This window comes from Aliihoeflea sp. 40Bstr573 (assembly GCF_024105655.1).
Classification (GTDB): domain Bacteria; phylum Pseudomonadota; class Alphaproteobacteria; order Rhizobiales; family Rhizobiaceae; genus Aliihoeflea.
Window position 1 is genome coordinate 158,827 of sequence record NZ_JAAAMH010000003.1, and the last position, 16,106, is coordinate 174,932.

General features: G+C 65.4%; 13 protein-coding genes. 9 read left to right on the plus strand and 4 right to left on the minus strand.

Translation table 11 applies throughout. The features are described from left to right. Positions 1–61: 61 nt before the first annotated feature. The 4 genes from GTK01_RS05910 (at position 62) to hemH (ending at position 5,755) form a co-directional block, all read left to right on the plus strand. The gene (locus GTK01_RS05910; protein ID WP_252924934.1) at positions 62–1,507 is read left to right on the plus strand and encodes a homospermidine synthase; all 1,446 of its coding nucleotides are present in this window, start codon (positions 62–64) and stop codon (positions 1,505–1,507) included. 102 nt (positions 1,508–1,609) lie between these two features. Next, complete coding sequence (locus tag GTK01_RS05915) at positions 1,610–2,020, plus strand: hypothetical protein (protein ID WP_252924935.1); 411 nt, start codon at positions 1,610–1,612, stop codon at positions 2,018–2,020. Between the two features lie 218 nt (positions 2,021–2,238). After that, positions 2,239–4,494: a 5'-nucleotidase C-terminal domain-containing protein gene (locus GTK01_RS05920; protein ID WP_252924936.1), complete on the plus strand. Its 2,256-nt coding sequence runs from the start codon at positions 2,239–2,241 to the stop codon at positions 4,492–4,494. A gap of 196 nt (positions 4,495–4,690) precedes the next feature. Continuing rightward, positions 4,691–5,755, plus strand: a complete 1,065-nt coding sequence (hemH, locus tag GTK01_RS05925; protein ID WP_252924937.1) for a ferrochelatase — start codon at positions 4,691–4,693, stop codon at positions 5,753–5,755. Between the two features lie 228 nt (positions 5,756–5,983). On the opposite strand, the gene GTK01_RS05930 is transcribed toward hemH, so the two are convergent. Then, positions 5,984–7,669 (minus strand): outer membrane beta-barrel protein, encoded by a 1,686-nt coding sequence (locus GTK01_RS05930; RefSeq protein ID WP_252924938.1) that lies wholly within the window; start codon positions 7,667–7,669, stop codon positions 5,984–5,986. A gap of 134 nt (positions 7,670–7,803) precedes the next feature. On the opposite strand from GTK01_RS05930, the gene GTK01_RS05935 reads away from it, so the two are divergent. After that, entirely contained in the window at positions 7,804–8,802 is a 999-nt protein-coding gene (locus GTK01_RS05935; RefSeq protein WP_252924939.1) for an SIS domain-containing protein, read from the plus strand. On the opposite strand, the gene GTK01_RS05940 is transcribed toward GTK01_RS05935, so the two are convergent. Together GTK01_RS05940 and GTK01_RS05945 are read right to left on the minus strand one after the other, a co-directional pair. Then, a complete protein-coding gene (locus tag GTK01_RS05940; protein WP_252924940.1) occupies positions 8,803–10,050 on the minus strand; it encodes an SGNH family hydrolase in 1,248 nt (415 codons plus the stop codon). It lies immediately after the preceding gene. A gap of 14 nt (positions 10,051–10,064) precedes the next feature. Then, positions 10,065–11,312 carry a lytic murein transglycosylase gene (locus tag GTK01_RS05945; protein WP_371924278.1) on the minus strand — a complete coding sequence of 416 codons (1,248 nt, stop codon included), beginning with the start codon at positions 11,310–11,312 and terminating at the stop codon, positions 10,065–10,067. A gap of 226 nt (positions 11,313–11,538) precedes the next feature. On the opposite strand from GTK01_RS05945, the gene galU reads away from it, so the two are divergent. Together galU and GTK01_RS05955 are read left to right on the plus strand one after the other, a co-directional pair. Further along, entirely contained in the window at positions 11,539–12,408 is an 870-nt protein-coding gene (gene galU, locus GTK01_RS05950; RefSeq protein WP_252924941.1) for a UTP--glucose-1-phosphate uridylyltransferase GalU, read from the plus strand. Between the two features lie 53 nt (positions 12,409–12,461). Next, positions 12,462–13,670 carry an FAD-binding oxidoreductase gene (locus tag GTK01_RS05955; RefSeq protein ID WP_252924942.1) on the plus strand — a complete coding sequence of 403 codons (1,209 nt, stop codon included), beginning with the start codon at positions 12,462–12,464 and terminating at the stop codon, positions 13,668–13,670. Positions 13,671–13,679: 9 nt separating this feature from the next. Here GTK01_RS05955 and aat read toward each other — a convergent pair whose 3' ends face one another. Next, positions 13,680–14,498 carry a leucyl/phenylalanyl-tRNA--protein transferase gene (gene aat, locus GTK01_RS05960; RefSeq protein ID WP_252924943.1) on the minus strand — a complete coding sequence of 273 codons (819 nt, stop codon included), beginning with the start codon at positions 14,496–14,498 and terminating at the stop codon, positions 13,680–13,682. 128 nt (positions 14,499–14,626) lie between these two features. On the opposite strand from aat, the gene GTK01_RS05965 reads away from it, so the two are divergent. Together GTK01_RS05965 and GTK01_RS05970 are read left to right on the plus strand one after the other, a co-directional pair. Beyond that, entirely contained in the window at positions 14,627–15,616 is a 990-nt protein-coding gene (locus GTK01_RS05965; protein WP_252924944.1) for an SPFH domain-containing protein, read from the plus strand. Next, the gene (locus GTK01_RS05970; RefSeq protein WP_252924945.1) at positions 15,613–16,068 is read left to right on the plus strand and encodes an NfeD family protein; all 456 of its coding nucleotides are present in this window, start codon (positions 15,613–15,615) and stop codon (positions 16,066–16,068) included. Before GTK01_RS05965 ends, GTK01_RS05970 begins: the two co-directional genes overlap by 4 nt. Positions 16,069–16,106 lie beyond the last annotated feature (38 nt).

Below are 16,106 nucleotides of genomic sequence, written 5' to 3' on the forward strand. Positions count from 1 at the left end.
ATCGGCGTGGCGCGATCTGTGGTTTAGCAATCCGTCATCAATCACGAAGGAGACGCCTCGAATGGCAGAACGCAACTGGCCCGTCCATGGTGAAATCACCGGACCTATCGTCCTGGTTGGCTTCGGTTCTATCGGACGCGGCGTGCTGCCGCTGATCGAGCGTCACTTCAAATACGACAAGTCGCGCTTCGTGGTCATCGACCCGCGCGACGAGGACAAGGCGCTGCTCGACGAGCGCGGCATTCCCTTCATCCAGGAGCATGTGACGCGCGAAAATTATCGCGACCTGCTCACCCCCTATCTGACAGAAGGCGAGGGGCAGGGGTTCTGCATCAACCTGTCGGTCGATACGGGTTCGCTCGACATGATGAAGATGTGCCGGGAACTGGGCGTTCTCTACATCGACACCGTGGTGGAGCCCTGGCTCGGCTTTTATTTCGACATGAGCGCATCGAATGCCGAGCGCACGAACTATGCGCTGCGCGAGAGCGTGCGGCGCGAGAAGGCGGCCAATCCGGGCGGGACGACGGCCGTTTCCTGCTGCGGCGCGAACCCGGGCATGGTGTCCTGGTTCGTCAAGAAGGCGCTGGTCGATCTTGCAACGGAAATGAAGCTCAACTTCACCGAGCCGGCGGTCGGCGACCGCGTAGGCTGGGCGAAGCTGATGCAGCGCGTCGGCGTCAAGGGCATCCATATCGCCGAACGCGACACGCAGCGCACCAAGAAGGCGAAGCCGATGGACGTGTTCTGGAACACGTGGTCGGTCGAAGGCTTCATTTCGGAAGGGCTGCAGCCGGCCGAGCTTGGCTGGGGCACGCACGAGACCTGGAAGCCGGCGAACCTCAAGGAGCACGACCATGGCTGCAAGGCCGGCGTCTTTCTCGAACAGCCGGGCGCCGATACGCGCGTTCGCAGCTGGTGCCCGACCCCCGGTGCACAATACGGTTTCCTTGTCACCCATAACGAAGCGATCTCGATCGCCGATTTCTTCACCGTGAAGAGCATCGACGGGGCGGCGGAATACCGCCCGACCTGCCACTACGCGTACCACCCCTGCAACGACGCGGTGCTGTCGCTGCACGAGATGTTCGGCGCGGCCGGCAAGGCGCAGTCGGTGCAGCACGTTCTCGACGAGGACGAACTGACCGACGGCATCGACGAGCTTGGCGTCCTGCTCTACGGCCACGAACTGAACGCCTACTGGTACGGCTCGCAGCTTTCGCTTGACGAGACGCGCGAGCTTGCGCCCTACCAGAACGCGACCGGCCTGCAGGTGACCTCGGCCGTGCTGGCCGGGATGGTCTGGGCGCTGGAGAACCCCGAGGCCGGCATCGTCGAGACGGATGAGATGGACTACCGCCGGTGCCTGGAGATCCAGAAGCCCTATCTCGGCCCGGTGAAGGGCTACTATACGGACTGGACGCCGCTTGCCGGGCGGCCCGGGCTCTTTCCCGAAGACATCGACGAAAACGATCCCTGGCAATTTCGCAACATTTTGGTCCGCTGAGCATTAAGGGGGCGGGGGCGGCATGGCGACACGCCGTGCGACGCCTTGCTTTTGCCGCCGAAAGCGGTGAATTTAGGCTCGGGGACGAGGAGAATTTCCAACATGACCAAGACACGAATTTGGGGTTCGGCCGGTACGGCCATGCTCATGCTGGTGCTGGCCGGCTGCCAGGGCATGGGACCGGGGCCGGGCCAGATGGCCTCGCGCCCGATGATCCAGGCCCCGCAGATGAGCGCGTCGCAGGTCGACGGCGAATGGGCGAGCACCGACGGCGTCGCCATCTCGCGCTTCTCGAACGGCCGGTTCGAGACGGTGGCCACCGACACAGGGAACCGGCTCGCCGAAGGCACCTATGTCGACCGCGGCCAGGGTTCCGTGGAGATCACACTGACCTCGCTGATCCGCCAGACGACCTCGCGCGTCAATTGCCAGATGGCGGGCGCCGGGCAGCTCAACTGTACTGGCGAGGCCGGCAACCAGTTCTCGCTGATCCGCAGCCAGGGCGTTTCGTAACGCCGGCTTGCGGGAGCGAATGAAAAAGGGTCGCCGTCCGGCGGCCCTTTTTTGCGACTGAGGGTGGGCGAACCGTCGGCAGCGACCCCTCACGTGAGGGACAAAAGCGCTTGCGCGGGCGCAGCGCAGGTGTGAACATGTTCAGCAACACGCCTTTGCACGACTGTCACGGTCGCGTGGCAGGTATCGATAAGTACACTCCGGGAGCGTCAAGCAAGATGAAGAAACTCACCCTCGTCGCGGCCATGTCGGTGTCGACGCTGGCCCTTTCAGCCGGCCAGTCCTTTGCCGACTACACCTTGTCCATCCTGCACATCAACGACATGCATTCGCGCATCCAGTCGATCAATTCGTCGGATGCGACCTGTTCGGAGGAAGACGAGACGGCGGGCGAGTGCTTCGGCGGCGTGGCGCGTGTTGCGACCAAGATCAACGAGCGGCGCGATGCTCTTTCCGCCGACGAGGGCAACGTCATCGTGCTGGACGCAGGCGACCAGTTCCAGGGCTCGCTGTTCTACACGACCTACAAGGGCGAGGATTCCGCCGAGTTCATGAACATGATCGGCTTCGACGCGATGGCCGTCGGCAATCATGAGTTCGACGACGGGCCGTCCGTGCTCGCCGACTTCATCGACGCGGCCGAATTCCCGGTGATCTCCGGCAACACGGCCGTCGCCGAGGCCGAGACCAGCCTTGCCGGCAAGATCGAAGAATGGGCGGTCGTCGAAAAGGGCGGCGAGAAGATCGGCATCCTTTCGGTTCTGGCCACCGATACGGACGTGACCTCGCAGGGCGGGCCGAACGTCACCTTCAACGACGAGATCGAATATCTCAACGATGCCGTCTCGCGCATGGAAGGCGAGGGCATCAACAAGATCGTGCTGCTGTCGCATGTCGGCTTTGCGCGCGACCAGGAGATCGCCGCGGCGGTCGACGGCATCGACGTGATCGTGGGCGGGCATAGCCACACGCGCTTCTCCAACACGGAAGAGGGCGCCGAAGCCTATCCGACGATGGTCGCCAACCCATCTGGCACGGACGTACCGATCGTCCACGCCTATGCCAACTCGAAATATGTCGGCGAGCTCGAAGTGACCTTCGATGACGAGGGCAACGTCACGGCGGCGACCGGTGACACGATCCTCCTCGACAATTCCGTCGAGCCAGATGCCGAGATCGCAGCGCGTGTGGAAGAACTCGCCGCGCCGATCGAGGAACTGATGAGCCAGCCCGTCTCCGAGACGACGGCGGCCATCGACGGCAGCCGCGAGACGTGCCGCACGCAGGAATGCACGATGGGCAACCTCGTCGCCGATGCGATGCTCGACCGCACGGCAGACCAGGGCGTGCGCGTCGTCATCCAGAATGGCGGCGGATTGCGTGCCTCGATCGACGCCGGCGAGATCACGATGGGCGAGGTGCTCGCCGTCCTGCCGTTCCAGAACACGCTCGCGACCTTCGAACTGACCGGTGCCGACATCATTGCGTCGCTGGAACACGGCGTTTCGGGCATCGAGGAAGGCGCCGGCCGCTTCCCGCAGGTGGCGGGCATCCGCTACTCGTTCGATCCGAACGGCACGCCGAACGAGGGGCGCATCCAGTCGGTCGAGATCGAGGAGAACGGCGAATGGGTCGCGCTCGACGAGGCGGCGACTTACGGCGTTGCGACCAACAACTTCATGCGCGGCGGCGGCGACGGCTACGAGCTGTTCGAGACCAATGCGCAGAACGCCTATGATTACGGTCCGGGCCTCGAAATGGTCGTCGCCGACTATCTGCGCGAGAACGCCCCCTACGAGCCGATGCTCGACGGCCGCATCACCGACGTCGCCCAGGCCGAGCCCACCGAGCCGGTCGTCGACGAGGCCGCGCCGAGCGACGCGTCGGAAGAGCCGGCGCCTTCGGCCGAGGAACTGACGACCCCGCAGCCCGAAGCAGCCCCGGCCGAGGAAGCTGCACCGGCTGAAGACGCCGCTCCGGCGACGGATGAAGCGGCTCCGATGGAAGACGAAGCCGACCCGATGGAAGCCGCTCCGGCTGAAGATGCTGCCCCGGCAACGCAGGAAGCTGCGCCGGCTGAGGATGCCGCACCGGCAGAAGACGCCGCTCCGACGACGGAGGAAGCTGCTCCGATGGAAGACGAAGCCGATCCGATCGAAGCGGCTCCGGCACAAGAGGCCGCGCCGGCAATGGAGGAAGCAGCACCGGCTGAGGATGCCGCTCCTGTAGACGAAGCCGCTCCGGCGACGGAAGAAGCGGCTCCGATGGAAGACGAGGCCGACCCCATCGAGGCCACCCCGGCAGACGCAGGCCCGCGCACGCACACGGTCGTGGCCGGCGACAATCTGTGGGAACTGGCCGAGCAGTATCTGAACGATGGCGAACGCTTCAGGGAAATCGCCGAGGCGAATCCCGAGCTGCGCAACCCCAACCGCCTGCATGTCGGCCAGGAACTGACTATCCCGGCAAACTGAGGGGCCCGGCGAACTGACGAGCCACAAGGGCATGAATGAACGGGCCGCCTTCGAGCGGCCCGTTTCGTTTGATGCGGGCGCCGATCCGGCTGCGGCCAGACGCCGTATTGATTGACGGCCGGAAGCGCATAGCTTCCGGTCACCTACGGTTTTCAAGGCAGACATCCGCACCGGCACGGGCGGCAAGGAGACGGCGATGACGCTGCACACGACGATCGACAGTGAAAAGGCGCGGGCGACCGGTCCGCTTCCGAGCGGGCATCCGGCGGTGAAGGCCAAGAAGGTCGGCGTCCTGCTCGCCAATCTGGGCACGCCCGACGGCACCGACTATTCCTCGATGCGGCGCTACCTGAAAGAGTTTCTGTCCGATCCGCGGGTCATCGAACTCAACAAGGCGATCTGGTATCCGATCCTCCACGGCGCGGTCCTGACAACGCGGCCTTCCAAATCAGGCGCGAATTACCGGAAAATCTGGAACACGGAAAAGGACGAGTCTCCGCTGCGCACCATCACGCGCGGCCAGGCCGAAAAGCTCGCCGCCGCGCTTTCCGGCGACGAGCGGATCGTCGTCGACTGGGGCATGCGCTACGGTCAGCCGTCGATCGCGAGCGCGGTCGACAATCTGATGAAGGCGGGCTGCGACCGCATCGTCATGTTCCCGCTCTATCCGCAATTCTCGGCGACGACGACGGCGACCGCCAACGACCAGCTTTATCGCGCGCTGATGAAAATCAGGCACATGCCAACGGTTCGTTCCGTGCCGCCCTACTACGACGAGCCGATCTATATCGAGGCGCTGGCGCGCTCGCTCGAAAAGCACCTGGCCGCGCTCGACTTCGAGCCGGAGATCGTCCTCGCCTCCTATCACGGCATTCCGAAGGTCTATTTCGAGCGCGGCGACCCCTATCACTGCCATTGCCAGAAGACGACGCGTCTCCTGCGCGAGCGGCTCGGCTGGGACAAGGACCGGCTGATGACGACCTTCCAGTCACGCTTTGGCGCACAGGAATGGCTGCAGCCCTATACGGACAAGACCGTGGAGCGGCTTGCGAAGGAGGGGGTGAAGCGGATCGCCATCGTCAATCCGGGCTTTTCGGCCGATTGCATCGAGACGCTCGAGGAAATCGACGGCGAGGTGCGCGAGATTTTCGAGCATGGCGGCGGGGAGAAGTTCGCGCACATCCCGTGCCTGAACGACTCGGAGGAAGGGATGGCCGTGATCGAGACGATCGTGCGCCGGGAACTGCAGGGGTGGGTTTAGAGGGCACGGCTGCGGCTTAAACGGGGGCTGTGCCGGGAGTCGGGCGAAGGGGACCCCCACCCTTTATTCCTCCCCACAAGGGGGAGGGAGAGCGCCGGCGTCCTGCGAACCCTTCGAGCCGGGTGACGCATTGATGGGCATGTACGAGGCGGACGAATTCCCTCCCCCTTGTGGGGAGGGATACCGGGAGGGGGTCAATTCAGAAAAGACTCCTGAATGCTGGCCGCGCTATCTCTGCGCCCGAACCCCCACGAACACGCTTGCCGTATCGCTCTCGCGTCCCGCGTCGCTGCTTGTGACGGTCTCGTATCGCGCCCGTCCCGTCACCCCCAGAAAGCGGTTGAGCCACCAGGTCAGTGCCAGTTGCCCGTTCCACGTCATGTCGTAGGCGGACGAATTCGCGTAGTCGCGATAGTCGAGGCCGATCCCGGCCGTTCCCGTCAGGTTCGCGCGCAGTTCGCGCGTCAGCGACAGGTTGCCCGCATAGAGCAGGGAGCCGCTTGCGCCCGGAGACGTCGTCCCTTCCACGGTCGTCAGCGCGTTGAGGTCGACTACGGTCCCGCGCAGCGGTGACCAGGCAAGGTTGCCGCCGATCTCCAGCCCCGACACGGCGTCGAGCGCATCGTCGTCGGGGTCTTCGGAGAGCCAGCCGGCATAGGCCTCGCCGCGCCATTTCTCGGCGATGTCGATGCCGATGCCGCCACGCAGCGCCAGCCGGTCGGCCGAGCGCTCGAAGCCGGCGGCGTCGACGCGGTTGTCGTAGGTTCGCCGGCCGATTTCGACCTCGGCGAAGGGGATGAGGGCCGGCGAGACTTCGTAGCCGGTGCGCAGCCTGAGGCTCGCCAGCGTCGAGTTCCGGTCTTCCTGGCTGAGCACGGTCCCGTCGCCAAGCTCGGCGTCGGAGAACATGTCGCGCGTCACGTTGCCGGTGAGGCCGAGGCGCAGCCGCGCCACCTCGCGCCCGATGCCGAGTTCGCCGGCGAGCGTGTCGCGGTCGGGCCTTGAGGCACCCGCCGTCAGTTCGACCGGCGAGGAGGCGGATTCGGGCCGGTGCAGATAGCTGAACGCGGCCCGACCCTCATACCCGCCGGCGAAATCGAGCAGCAGTTCCCCGTCAAGCCCGGCCTCCGTGTCGCGAATTTCCGCGCCCGAAAGCTCTCGCCTGAGGATGCCGAAGCCGTTCAGCCGCGCCTCGTGCCGCGACCAGTCGGAGCGCAGCTCGAACCGCGCGGTGGTCTCCGAATAGACGGCACTTTCGGCTTCCGCACTGCCATTGGCGTTCGTCGTCGCGCCCAATCCCTGTTCGATCGACGGGAAAAGCTCGAAGGTGCCGACGCGCAGGCCGATCGGCGCATAGGGATTGTCATCCGGCAGGCGCCGCCTGATCTCGATCGAATTGACCCGCGAAGCGTCCGCGCCGATACGCAGATTGCGTTCCAGATCAAGCGAATCGACGGCGGCGAGGGGCACCGTGGCGGTCACCGTGTCGTCGAGCTGCCCTTCCGGGCCCGCGCGCTCCGCGCCGCGGTCAGGCTCGTTCTCGCGACCTTCGCGTAGCCGCGGCCGGGCAAGATCGATTGCTGGCTGCCCGGCGAACGGGTCGACGACCTCTTCGCCGTCCGACGTTTCAGCGCGGTCGCGCTCGCCTGCAAGAGGCTCGCCTGGCGAAAGCGCGCCCCCGGAGAATGGGCGATACGCCGCATCAGCCCGCGCCGCCTCTTCCTCGAGCACGCTGCGCCCGGCGAGCGGAGGGCCTGTGAGAAGGTCGCGTGCGGGGTCCTCGCGCAGATCACCGCGCAGCGGCAATTGCGTCTGTTGCGCAAGCACCTGATGCCCGGCGAACAGGGCGGCCGCCGCGCAGGCAAGCCCGAGCGCGGCGGCAAGCCTGCGAAGCCGGAAACTCGTGTCTGCCATCGGGGCGCGTCGCTTTCAGGTGAGGAAAATCATGCTTACGAAACCGTAAAGCGGCTTGGTTAACCAAGCGTTGAAATGCGCCCGCCAAGCCGACACGAATGGACAGACGGGCAAAGTGAGGCTAATCGCATCTCATGCTGCGCCATAAATCGAACACCGCACCTGACCGCGAACAGATCGTCCAGTCGGCTGCCCGTACGCTGGCGACCGAGGCCGCCGGTCTCGCCACGCTCGCCCAATCCTTCGAAAACGGTCTTGCCGATGCGTTTTCCGCGGCCGTCGAGATCGTGGCCGACATTACCGGCCGGGTGATCGTGACGGGCGTCGGCAAGAGTGGCCATATAGGCTCGAAAATAGCCGCAACGCTCGCCTCGACGGGCACGCCGGCCTTCTTCGTTCATCCGGCCGAGGCCAATCACGGCGATCTCGGCATGATCGCAAAGGACGATGCGATCCTTGCCATCTCATGGTCGGGCGAGACGAGCGAGCTTGGCGGCATCATCGCCTATGCGCGCCGCTTCTCGATCCCGCTGATCGCCATCACATCGGGCACCCAGTCGGCGCTGGCGCGCGAGTCGAGCGTCGTGCTGGCGCTGCCGAAGGTCGCCGAGGCCTGCCCGCATGGGCTGGCGCCGACGACATCGACGCTGATGCAACTCGTCATCGGCGATGCGCTGGCCGTAGCCCTTCTTGAAGCGCGCGGCTTCACACCCGACCATTTCAGGACTTTCCATCCCGGCGGAAAGCTGGGCGCGAGCCTGACCCATGTCAGCGACCTGATGCATGTGGGCGACGAATTGCCTCTGGTGCCCCTCGGCACGGCGATGGCCGATGCGGTCCATGTCCTGTCGAAGAAGCGGTTCGGATGCGTGTGCGTGGTGGACGATGCGGGCCGGCTCGCGGGAATCGTCACGGATGGCGATCTTGCCCGGAACCTTCACCGCAACCTCGCCGCGCTTGCCGTCGACGACGTCATGACGCGCACGCCGCAGACCGTTCCGCCCGACATGCTGGCCGCAACGGCCACCGGCATCATCAACGAGAGGGGCATCTCCGCCCTGGTCGTGTGCGAGGACGATCGCCCGGTCGGCATCGTCCACTTCCATGATCTCCTGCGCGTGGGCACCGCTTAGCTATCGCCTCAACGCGCCGGTTATCTCGGCATCGAACGGCTCGGGCGCTGTGCGCTCGCGCATGAAATTGTCGGCACGCCCGGCGGGCACCTCGTCCGCATCGTCCTCCGCCTCCGCCTCCACCCTTGGGGCGGGCGTTGCCAATCGCATTGGCCGAACGATGGTGCGGCCGAGCAGTTCGCTGCCGGCGCCTGGCGTGCCGAACAGGGCGACGGGCTGCGTCCTGTCGATGCGCGGCGCCTCGCGGGGACCGTCGAGGAAGCCCGGTGGCAGGTCCGGGCCGAAGAAGACGAGTTCGGGCGTCGGCGCGGCACCCAGCGCCTGCTGCAGGGGCTTTTCAACGAAGAACGCGATCTTGCGCTTGCCGGCGCGTGTCACGTTGATGCCGTCGTCGGCTCGAAGCTGAGTCGGCTGGCCGTTCATGTCAGGCCCGCTGGCGACGAACTTGCCGTTCTCGTCCACGAACCCGTCCCAGACATCGACGAACTGCCCGCCCGCCGCTTCCGCGACCTTGCGGTAGATATCGTTGAAGGCGAGCATGTCGGCCGACATCGTCGAGGGCCGGAAAGGGATCATCCCGACCCAGATCAGCGGGACGTCCTTTGCCGCCACGGCGTCTGCGACCAGCCCTGCGCGGCGCTCATACTCCTTCAGCCACGCGTCGCTGCGCGCGGCTTCGGTGCTGCCGCCGGCGGACATCGCCTGCCGGTCGTTGGAGCCCAGCATCACCACCACGACCGCGGGGTCGACCTCTTCCAGCATGGTGCCGAGCGAGCCGGGCCAGTCGTAATAGTCATCGCGCACGAGGCCGGACGAGCCGTTCGAGCGCTCGATGATCTCAACCGAGGCGTCCGCCTCGAAGGCGGCTTCGAGCCCCTCGGCCAGTCCGGCGGCAACGAAATCGCCGACGACCAGAACCTTGCGTGCATCGTCCGCCTTGGCGACCGCAGCCGCGGCGGGCGCTGCCGCCTGGGCGCGCGAAGCCGAGCTCTGGCGAGGCTGCGTCTGACCGCGAACGTCCCGCTGGCGGCGCGGCTGTGCGCGCTGCCGTTGCGGCTGGCGCTGGGGCGCCTCATAAGCCTGCGGCTGGTCGCGCTGGAAGAGGAAGCGCAGCAGCCCGCCGCCCTGCCGCTGTTCCTGCGCGACGGCCGGCGAAACGGCGAAAGGCGCGCCTTGCGGCACGCCTCCGAAAGCCAGGATCATCGCCAGACAGACAAAAGCTGCTTTGCGCAGACCTCGCGATGCCAAATCGTACTCCGTTCCTACTGCCCGCGGATGCGGGACAGAACTTCCTTCGAGGGGTGGCCGTCTGCGCTCATTCCCATGCGCGACTGGAAGGCCTTGATCGCCTCGCGCGAGGCGGGGCCGATCTTGCCGTCGATATTGCCGTCATAATAGCCGCGCGTCAAAAGATGCTGCTGAAGCTCCTGCGTCTCGTCGAACGACAGCCGGGTGAAGGGGCGGTTCCAATCGCGCGCAAGCTGCGGCTGGCCGGCGATCTGGTCGGCCAGAAGTCCGACGGCGATCGCGTAACGGTCGGCATTGTTGTAGCGCTTGAGCATGTTGAAATTGTGCAGGACGAGGAAGGCGGGGCCTTCGCGGCCGTCCGGTACTTTCAGTTCGGCGCTGTCGCCGGGGCGCGGATAGGCCTGACCGTTGGCGCGCACGACGCCGATCGACTGCCACTGCGCAAGACTCATATTGCCCGCGGGGAACTTGCGTCCCTGGGGCAGCTTGACCTCGTAACCCCAGGCATGGCCGGCGCGCCAGCCATTCTTGGCAAGCAGGTTGGCGGCCGTGGCGAGCGCATCGGGCACCGAGTTCCAGATGTCGCGGCGGCCATTGCCGTCGAAATCGACCGCATAGGCCTTGTAGCTCGTCGGGATGAACTGCGTATGGCCCATCGCGCCGGCCCATGAGCCCGTCAGGTGGCTGACGTCGATGTCGCCGCGCTGAAGGATCTCGAGTGCTGCGATCAATTGCTGGCGGGCGAAGCGCTGGCGTCGCTCGTCGGCATAGGCGAGCGTGGAGAGCGAGCGAACGACGTTGCGCATCACCCGGTCGTTGGTGAGGATCGCGCCATAGTTCGATTCCATCGACCAGATGGCCAGGAGGATATGGCGATCGACGCCGAAGCGGCTCTCGATCTGGCCGAGCAGACGGTCGTACTGGCGCGCCATCTGGCGGCCGGTGCCGATCGAGTTCTCGTTGATCCGGTTGTCGAAATAGTCCCAGACCGGCGCGACGAACTCGGGCTGGTAGCGGGCCTTTTCAAGGACTTCTGGGTCGGGCGCGGTCACGCCCTGGAACGCGCGGTCGAATGTCGCGTTGGATATGCCGCTTTGTGCCGCCGTCGCGCGGAACTGCGCGACCCACCTTTGGAAACCGGCATCGGCCTGCGCCGGCTGGGAGATGACAGAAAGGCCGACCGCCATGCCCGTCACGGTCAGAACAGCGCCCAGCGACCGCGCACCGGCGACGAGCGATTCCACGAATGTCTTCAAGCTCATGAATTCCTCCTTGATTCAGGATTTGAAGCGATTCTGCACCGATCGGGTTAGGAAAGCGTTTACCATGCAGTCCAAAGCCGCCCCCGATTCAACCTTTCCGTGCGGCAGATCAGCCACCGTCGTTCAAGACAGATCAACATTGACATGAAAATGTCCGCGACGGAACGTACGCGGCCGCGCCGATCACAAAGTCGCGATCATCGATAAACTCAGAATGGACCGTTAGATGAAGAAAGTCAGAAAGGCCGTTTTCCCCGTCGCCGGGCTTGGAACGCGTTTCCTGCCCGCCACGAAGACGGTGCCCAAGGAAATGCTGACCGTCGTCGACCGTCCGGTGATCCAGTATGTCGTCGATGAAGCACGCGAGGCGGGAATCGAGCACTTCATCTTCGTTACCGGACGCAACAAGGGCAATATCGAGGACTATTTCGACCTCCAGTTCGAGCTCAACGACACGCTGGAGCGGCGCGGCAAGACGGCGCAGCTCGAGCTCCTGCGCTCCATGCAGCCGGCCGCCGGCACGACCAGCTTCACCCGCCAGCAGGAACCGCTCGGCCTTGGCCATGCGGTGTGGTGCGCGCGCGATCTCGTCGGCGACGAGCCCTTTGCGCTGCTCTTGCCCGACATGATCATGCGGTCCGACAAGAGCTGCATGCGCGGCATGGTCGAGCTTTACGGGGAAACCGGCTCCAATGTCATCGCGGTCGCCGAATGCGATCCGGCCGAGACGCACAAATACGGCATCGTCGGTGCGGGCGCGGCGCACGGCGACGGCTTCGAGATCACCGGAATGGTCGAGAAGCCCAAGCCCGCCGATGCGCCGTCGAACCTTTACATCAACGGTCGCTACATCCTGCAGCCGGAGATTTTCGACCTTCTCGCCACGCAGGAGCAGGGCGCCGGCAACGAGATCCAGCTGACCGACGCGATGCTGCGCCTCGGCGACAGCCAGAAGCTCTACGGCTACCAGTATCAAGGCGAGACCTATGATTGCGGTTCGCCCGAAGGCTTCATCGAAGCCAACCTCGCCTTCGCGCTCGGCCGCGACGATCTGCGTGGGCAGATCGAGGCGATCGTCAAGCGGCTCGCCGGCTAGGAACCAAGGCCGCTTCGCCCCGTTGAAGAGCGCAATTCAACGGGGCACCTTCCATGCGCAAGCTTGATCTTCGGACCGGCAAGCCGGTCTGGCACGCATATCGCGCGCCTTCTGTCCCTGTCGCCGCGCTCACCCGCGACATCACGACCGAGATACTCGTCGTCGGCATGGGCATTTCCGGAGCGATGATGGCCGAGGCGTTGACCGGCGCCGGCCACGAAGTCGTCCTGATCGACCGCCGCGGCCCGCTCCTGGGCTCGACGCCCGCGACCACGGCGCTCGTCCAGTACGAGATCGACACGCCGCTCTACCGGCTGAAGCTCATGATCGGCCGCGCCGATGCCGAACGTGCCTGGCGTCGCTCGCGCCTTGCCGTGATGAACTTGAAGTCGCATGTCGAGGCGCTGGGCATTGCCTGCGACCTATCTGCGAAACCGACGCTCTACCTCGCCGGCAACGAGCTTGCCGGCCGCGCGCTCGAAGCCGAAGCCGAGGCGCGCCGCGATGCGGGCATCCTGTCCAGGTACATGACCGCCAAGCCGCTGAAGGAGGAGTTCGGCCTCGAACGCGACGGCGCGATCCTCTCCCATGACAATCTGGCGCTCGATCCGCGCAAACTGACCGCCGGCCTCCTCAACCTCGCCCGGTCGCGCGGCGCACGACTTTACGCAAATGTAGAGGCGACCACGTTCGTCCATGGCAAGGACGGCGTCTCGGTCGAGACGGCCTCCGGCCCTGTCATCACCGCCGGCCATGTCGTCCTTTGCACGGGCTACGAGCTCGTGTCCTTCGTGCCAGCCGACAACCACCAGGTCATCTCCACCTGGGCGCTCGCCACGAAGCCGCAAAAGCAGAACCTGTGGCCGCAGGAAGCGTTTATCTGGGAAGCCTCGGACCCCTATCTGTACATGCGCGCGACAAAGGACGGCCGCGTGATCTGCGGCGGGGAGGACGAGGAGTTCCAGGACGAGGAGCGCCGCGATGCGCTTCTGCCCGAAAGGATCGCTGCGATCCGCGCCAAGCTGAAGAAGCTGTTGCCTGGGCTCGACACGGAGCCGCAGTTCGCCTGGGCCGGTGCCTTCGGCTCCACCTCGACCGGCTTGCCGATCATCGGCGCCGTGCCGCGCAAACCGCGCATTCATGCCATCATGGGATATGGCGGCAACGGCATCACGTTTTCGCGGATCGCGAGCGAGATCATCTCCGCGGCCATCGCCGGGCGCTCGGACAGCGATGCCGACCTCTTCGCATTCAAGACGTGAGCCGCGTCTTCAGCGGTGCTCAACGCGCCATTCGGCCGTCTGGGCGGGCGTGAACAGTGCGCGCCATGCATCCGGGCTCGCTGCGGAAGGGCGATCGAGCAGCGCTCCATAGGCGTCCCGGTCCATCTCCACGCCGCCAAGATCGCGCACCCATCCGGAGATCACCTGATGGTCGACCGCGATGAAGCCACGGTGCGACAGGTGATGGTAGAGGCTGACGATCGCGAGCTTGGACGCGTCATCCACAGTGTGGAACATCGACAGCGCGCTGAAGACGGGATCGACGTCGACACCGAAGACGCCGCCGACTAGATTGCCGCCTGAGTCCCACACTTCCACGGAATGCGCGTGGCCTGCCGCGTGAAGCCGGTTGTAGAGTGCCTGCGCGCGCGGGGTGAGCCACGTCAGGTGCGGGCGGCCGGGCCGCGGCGCTGCGCACGCTTCGAGCACGCGCTGGAAGGCACGGTCGATCGTCACGACCATGTCGGTATTGCGCAAGGTGCGCCGGAACCGCTTCGGCAGATGGACCTCGTCAAGCATCATCACGCCACGGCGTGGCGGCGACCACCACTTCATGGGACCGATATGGGCATGGGGATAAAAGCCGCGCCGCGCAGCTTCCACCACCGCAGCGGGGGCCGGGTTCCAGGCAATGCCGGCGAAGCCGGGCGGCCTTGAGCGGATGTCAGCCGCCTCGGGCATCTTCGCGCCCGACGCGAGCGCGCTCCCCATTGCCAGCGTCAGGTGGGGCAGGTCGCGGATGCGGGCCGGCTTCAGCCAGTATCCCGCGCCCATGACGATCTGCCGCGCACCGCCCACAACGCCCATTGTCCACCACCAAGCGATTGCCTCGACCCGGACCTAGCACGTATGCGTAAAGTCATTCTTGCCGTTGCCCGTTGAGATCGGCGGCGATTCCCTTAAGTTCAGTTGCAGGCTGACCCAAGGGAGACACCATGTTCTTGTCCGGTTTCGAGATCGCGATCCTCGTTTTCGCCGTTCTCGTCCTTCTGGTCATATTCGCCGGCGTCAAGACGGTGCCGCAGGGCCACAATTATACGGTCGAGCGCTTCGGTCGCTACACGCGCACGCTTTCTCCCGGCCTCAACCTCATCGTGCCATTCGTCGAGCGCATCGGCGCGCGCATGAACATGATGGAGCAGGTGCTCGACGTTCCCACGCAGGAGGTCATCACCCGCGACAATGCCATCGTGGCGGTCGACGGCGTCGCGTTCTATCAGGTGCTGAACGCACCGCAGGCCGCCTATCAGGTCTCGGGCCTGCAGAACGCGATCCTGAACCTCACCATGACCAACATCCGCTCGGTGATGGGCTCGATGGATCTCGATGAGCTCCTGTCCAACCGCGACCAGATCAACGACCGCCTGCTCCACATCGTCGACAATGCGACGAGCCCATGGGGCATCAAGATGACGCGTGTCGAGATCAAGGACATCAACCCGCCGGCGAACCTGGTCGAATCCATGGCCCGCCAGATGATGGCGGAACGCAACAAGCGCGCGCAGATCCTCGAGGCCGAAGGCTTGAAGCAGGCGCAGGTTCTGGAAGCCGAAGGCCGCCGCGAAGCCGCATTCCGCGACGCCGAAGCGCGCGAGCGTGCGGCCGAGGCGGAGGCGCGTGCCACGCAGGTCGTCTCCGAGGCGATCGCTGCGGGCGACATGAACGCCGTGAACTATTTCGTCGCCCAGAAGTATACCGAGGCGATGGCGAAGATCGGCTCTGCGCCGAACTCGAAGGTGGTGCTGATGCCGCTCGAAGCTTCAGCGGTCATCGGTTCGCTCGGCGGCATCGGCCAGATCGCCAAGGAGGTGTTCGGCGAGGATGGCAAGCAACAGCCGGGCCGACGTTCCTCGCGGCTTCCAAACGTCCCGGCGCACAGCGTCGCCACCACGGGCACCGCCACCGACACCCAGGGCGAGCGATGAGCGAATTCCTTGCCAGCCTCGGGGCATGGAACTGGATCGTTGTCGGCGCGGTTCTACTCGGGCTCGAAATCCTCGCGCCGGGCGTCTACCTTCTTTGGATCGGCGTGGCCGCGCTCCTGACCGGCGCGCTGTCCTTTCAGATCGGCGAGGCCCCCTGGTGGGGTTGGCCCGCTCAGCTCGCCGTTTTCCTGGTGCTGAGCCTCGCCAGTGTCCTGGCCGGCCGATACGCTTTCGGGTCCGACAAGGGCGAAAGCGACCAGCCGCTCCTCAACCAGCGCGAGCGGCAACTGATCGGGCAGATTTCGACGCTCGAAGAACCCCTGCGCGACGGCCATGGACGCATACGCCTTGGCGACACGCTCTGGCTGATCACCGGCCCCGACCTTCCCGCCGGCACGCGGGTGCGCGTGGTCGGCGCGGAGGGCACGACGCTGAAGGTGGAGCCGGTGTAGCGGCAGGGTCGCGAGGGGTTGGTCGTAGGGACAATCCA